This is a genomic window from Candidatus Latescibacter sp., assembly GCA_030692375.1.
Taxonomy (GTDB): domain Bacteria; phylum Latescibacterota; class Latescibacteria; order Latescibacterales; family Latescibacteraceae; genus JAUYCD01.
Genome location: JAUYCD010000238.1, coordinates 1 through 5,287, shown reverse-complemented (window position 1 = coordinate 5,287; position 5,287 = coordinate 1). Strand labels below are relative to the sequence as shown.

Here is a 5,287-nt window from a genome sequence, read left to right as displayed (position 1 = left end):
TCGTGGTAGAGTTCGCTTTCGAGTACTTTATTCCAAACTATCACCTCCTCTATAACATTGACCAAGTTAACTGTTTGACCATCTTGACAATAGTAACTTTAATACTAATATACAGCTAACAATTTGTCAATGGATATTTTTTAAAAATTTACAAAGAGATCAGTATTTCTCCTGGTCCAGGTTATACCACTTGCGGTAGTGCTCCCTTCCGCCCTTGAGCGCGGCTGAAGACATGACGCCCGGTATATCGCCGCCGGTGCGTTCCATGTACTGCTCCACGAGTTCCATCATGACCGCCCAGAAGAACTGGTTGAGGATAACACCGGATGTGGGGCATATCTTCTGCTCGAAGCCCGGTACCGCGTAGAGGCCGTACGTGTCGCACATCCTGCCGGCGTGGACGTCAGTTTCCTTCGGTATCGTTCGGCCGTCAGGCTCGTGCATGGCACGTGTCATGGTCCCAAGGGAAGCGATTTTCATCCCCTTCTTTCTGAAGTAGTCGAGGTACTTGAGGTCCAAAGGGTCGTCCGGCTTGAGAATACCCATTATGACACAATCTTTCGGTGTTCCGCCCTCGAACAGCATGCTCTTTTGACCGTCCCACAGGTTTCCGTCCCTGTCCATTATTCCGCGAGTGATGGAAAGACCGCTCCGGCGCGTGTTCGCATCCTGTGCGATTGAGCTGAAGCGGCTGTAGCAATATATGCGTCCGCCGCCCATGACAGCATCCATTGCCATCGATGCTATCTTCCGTATTTTTCCCATTTCTGCGCCGATGAGCTCGATCTGGTTCATAACCTCATCGAAATAGTTGTCCATGAGCGGGTCGTTAAGGCTCACCCAACCGGAGAAACTCTGCCAGTCAACCGACTTCCCGGTCACCTTCGGCTCGTCGCCTCTTACCGGCAGGCTCTTTCCGTTGCGGGCAAGGATACGGCAGGCGTCAGCAACCATCATCCACATCATGACCGGGCCGTCGACACCGGTGAACGGGCCGATTGGGGCAGTCATGCCGGGAACCGTGACCGCACCGTCTATGGTGTCGGCCTGTGTCTCGATCCAGACATCGGCGTAAGGCCAGAGCTGGAGTTTGCGGACCTCATCCCTGAGAAGCTCAGGATGTTGGGCGTCTCCGCTCCATGGGCTTGGCGCTCCGATCACAAAGATGTCCTTCTTCGCGAGGTCATCGGTAAGCCGCGTATCCGCCGAGCGCGCAAGCACAAGGTCGCCATTCTTGGCTTTCGCGGGATTGTAGCCGTCGGCGAATATCTCCGGGAGGCCGTTGCGCTCGGGATACATGTCTGCGTTTGTATGTCCGGCGTCCCATTCCTGCCAGCAGGTGCCGCCTTTCTCGATCGTGCGGGCGATGGCGTAGGCGCCTTCCATCAGGTCCTCAGTCTGGGTCTGACGAATCCCCATCAGATGCTCGCGCAGCTTCTTCGTGTACTGAATTGCCAGTGGTTCCGAACCCCGGGTAGAGCGGGTGTCCCGGTGCTCTTCAGACGCCCGGGATATGGACGACGCGCCTGTAAGATATGCGATCGATGCGGGGATGAAGCGAAGCATTTTTCTGCGTTTCATGTCTGTCTCCTTGATTGATGTGGATGAGATGCCTGGAATCGGGATAAGTTGTGAGAATAATTAAGGAAGTTGATGAATTCGGGCTAAATTGAGCGATTCAAATATGAAGATATGACGACATATTTTATTACTTTTCTTTTCAAATTAGATGCCGAAACGGTTTCACCGTTCCCGAGAAACGGCAACGATAAAACCGTTTCAGGATCTTAACGATCTGCCAACTTTTTCATAAGAAGATAGTGGAATGTCGGGGGGATTATCAAGGAGGAAAGGAGATTAGCGGGGAAAGATTTAATGAGGTGGACATGAGCTTTTTAAATACTTCCCTGAATATGCGCCACCCAGGTACTGGTACAATTGATCTGTGGTTCAGTTGTTCTGTACGTATAGGTGATGGGGAAGGAATAGGTCAGTCCGCCTGCAGTGATCCTGAGTGTTATGGTTTTCGAGACAGAAATGTTGACCATTGTTATAGTACATTTCTGAACCCAGACTTCGGCTTTTTCGCTGGAAAGAATGGCGGCAGGCTTCGCCTGGCCTTCAATTGCAGGAAGATAAATAGAGAGGGAAAGATTATCGCCTGTCTGGGTTCCCTCTCGTTTTTTAACCAATGACAGGGCGTATTTTGTAGTGATGCCCTGGGGTAAACCCTGATCAAAGGTTATTTGATTGGAAATTTTTACTTCTAATTGTTTCTGATTTGCGGGAATGTCTTTGGTTTCGCCAGTTGTAATCTGAGGCGCGTTTGTAATCAAATCGAGCGCCGCTGCCGGCTGAATGGCAATTTGACCAAATTCCTGTATCTTGGTATCTGCACCGAGGCCGGTATTGTCGATGACAGCGGTACCGATTTCTCTCCATACGCCATTATCAAATTTTTTCACCGGGATTGCCAACCCAGGCGGCAGTTGAACATCAACCGGTAATTTTACATCCAACGGCTTATCAAATTTAGCATTTATCGGTTCCAGTATGATTGCGCCGACCTGCAATTCATTTGAAGGTGATGGGGGTATCTGATCCAGATACATGGGGGAGACGGCTATCTTTACCGGATCAACGGCTGCTCCGCCATTGATCGTTATAACGGTGTTTTGGGGGATAACGACCGACGCAACCTGGGTTTTGGATGTGGTTGTGGTACCGCCGGCGCTTACATCGGCTTGATATGAAGTTTTTATTTCAACGGATCTTTGTGTGATGTCCTGCAGGGAAACGGTTTGTTCTACTCGATTTTTCAATGCAGCTAATTCAGTCAGCATAATACTCTGGACAGATCCGCCGCTGTTCTCATCTACTTTCGCAAGTATCTGTCCGAACGTATAGCCTGTCATCGTGGCATTGATCGAATAACTGTCGGGATCCAGTTTTGAGAAAGTATATACACCGTCCGAACCGGAGGCAGCGCTGTTTATTTTAAATCCGCTTCTGAGTATCGTAACCACCGCGCCGCTTACTGGCGTATTGTTCTGATTTACTACTTTCCCTGTCAGGCTGTAATTGAGTACAAGGTCTGTAGGGCTGGTGGTTACGTCCGCTTTGGAACAATTAATAATAGCGGCTGATAGGGACACCAGGAAAATTAATGTGAGTACAGCGCCAATTTCCAGATAAATTTTCATGGAAGCAGATCCCTGTATAAACGAGGCAGGTGACACTGTGTCCAGGGGATGCAAGTTTACAGATTATAAAATGAAAATAGTCTATTGAGAACTTGAAGCCGCACGCACGATGACAGCAAGGATACTTTACAAAATATAAGAAAAATGAATAAAGAGAAAAAGTCAAGTAAAAAAATCATCAATATTATGATATGATATAATATAATAATTAATTATTGAACCTAGCCCGGATTATTCATAAAAAAGGATTTTCTTTTTGTAAGCTTTAAAACTACAGCCCCCTAAATCCCCCAAGGGGGGAGAAAGACAAAGCCTAACAGTTATTTTACAATTTTGTTAAACTTACATGTTATTATCTTTACCATACCAAGTCCCCCTTTGGGGGATTTAGGGGGCTGCCTTCAAAAAGTAGGCTTAAGTGTTTGTTTAAAAATAAGTTGAGATAATACCTATGTAACTTTATGAATAATCCGGGCTAGCTGAATTATTCATAAGTTTTTTTACACGCTTTCCGCGTACCAGCGGCTCTATATTTTTTTCCCTTGCGAATCCAGAAAAGCGGTGATTTCCCCCACCAACATCCCGAATATCGCAAGGTTCAGTACTCCCCCGGTATGGAGAAATGTCCTGGCGCCGTTGTCAAAGGTTTCAATCCCCTCTTTTTCCGGGCTCATATTATCCAGGCCGGAAGGTGATTCACGGTAGAGGCGGTATCCCCCGCTCTCCTCGTGGGGGCAGATAGTGACTATCCCATTCGTTATACCCCGTGCCATCCTGATAAGATGAATCTCTTCCGGAGCGTTCGATGTGAGAGAGGCGAAAACCAGTGCATCCTTCTCACGGAGTGTGCCATCGGTAATTCCCATGGGAGTAATGATTTTGGCAAAGCCGGGAGTTCCCGAACCCTCTTCGATTTCACGGGCGAACATTCCTCTCCCATCGTAAAGCCAAAGGGTTCCTCCCCGTTGGATTTTTTCCCCGGCCAGGAGCGCAGCCTGACGGAGATTTTCTCTCTGTTTTTTTAAATTTTTAAGGCGGCTACTGATGGTGTCGAGAAAACGAATGGCGTCGTGCGGCGGTTGGTTCCCCGTGCGGCCAACTCCTTCCGATCTCCGGTATATTTCCCCGGCAAGGGCAGTGACGATTGCGAGCAGAACCGGGCTGGAGTTTTTTGCAGAGGCGGCGCCGGGCAATCCAACCACTGTCGCTCCCTGTTTTTTCGCCAGTTCGGGGATTTCTCCGGCCACCGTGGTGAGGAGCGCGTCTCCTTCCCGTATGGTAACAGCCATTTCCCGGGAACGGAGGAGCACGAAAACCGGAGGCAGCCCAAAGCTTCCTTCGGCATAGTATCCTGGATTCAGCGGGTCGGAAACGGCCAGAAAACAGCGATTACGGTTAATCAGGACCTGTGCGAAGAGATCGGAGGCATCGCGAATAGGGGACTCCTCCTTACTGCGGATCTCTTTCAGGATATGATGCAGGGAGTCAAGATAGCGGATTCCGGAAGATTTTCTGTTGAATCCGCACGATAAAAAGGCGGCTATGGAAAGCGAAGGAATGCAAAAGGAGTACTGCAAAAAATGCCTTCGGGAAACAGAATGCAATGAAACACACCCGGAGAGAAAATTTCGCTTTTCACATGCTGTCATGACGGTTGACTTTTGACATTATATTTTGCCTCATCGGTCAGGGAATTGTACTTTCCCAGAAGTTTGTACCTCTTTACTTTGATGAAGACATCAAAAGACCGAATTGAATCGACAGGTATGAGAGTTGTATGGGAAAATACATCTCTTCGGATGGAGTAGCCATGCCGTGCCTTACCTTTTGTCAATATGTCTATGTTTCCATAAGAATTAAGAATAATGGTAACAGCCCGGAGAGTCAACAAAAAAATACATCCGGGGATAATATTATTGTCAGAAAAAGAATATTTGGCTATATTTTCTTAATCTGAAGAGCCTTTTGCAAAAGTCGTGTTTTACATAAAAAGTGATGAGTTTTTTACTTCAGCCCCCTAACCCTCGGTCCCTTTCCCCCGAAGGGGCAAGGGATGTCGTTGCTCCACAGTCTTTTCCTGCCCC

Annotated in this window: 3 protein-coding genes; all 3 read right to left on the bottom strand. The window is 48.2% G+C overall.

Going from position 1 to position 5,287, the window contains the following annotated elements; all coding sequences use genetic code 11:
- Positions 1-159: 159 nt before the first annotated feature.
- Positions 160-1,581 carry a hypothetical protein gene (locus tag Q8O92_14485; protein MDP2984523.1) on the bottom strand — a complete coding sequence of 474 codons (1,422 nt, stop codon included), beginning with the start codon at positions 1,579-1,581 and terminating at the stop codon, positions 160-162.
- Positions 1,582-1,895: 314 nt separating this feature from the next.
- Complete coding sequence (locus Q8O92_14480; GenBank protein ID MDP2984522.1) at positions 1,896-3,203, bottom strand: carboxypeptidase-like regulatory domain-containing protein; 1,308 nt, start codon at positions 3,201-3,203, stop codon at positions 1,896-1,898.
- A 527-nt stretch (positions 3,204-3,730) separates the two neighbouring features.
- Positions 3,731-4,780, bottom strand: coding sequence for a hypothetical protein (locus tag Q8O92_14475; GenBank protein MDP2984521.1), 1,050 nt, complete (start codon positions 4,778-4,780; stop codon positions 3,731-3,733).
- Positions 4,781-5,287 lie beyond the last annotated feature (507 nt).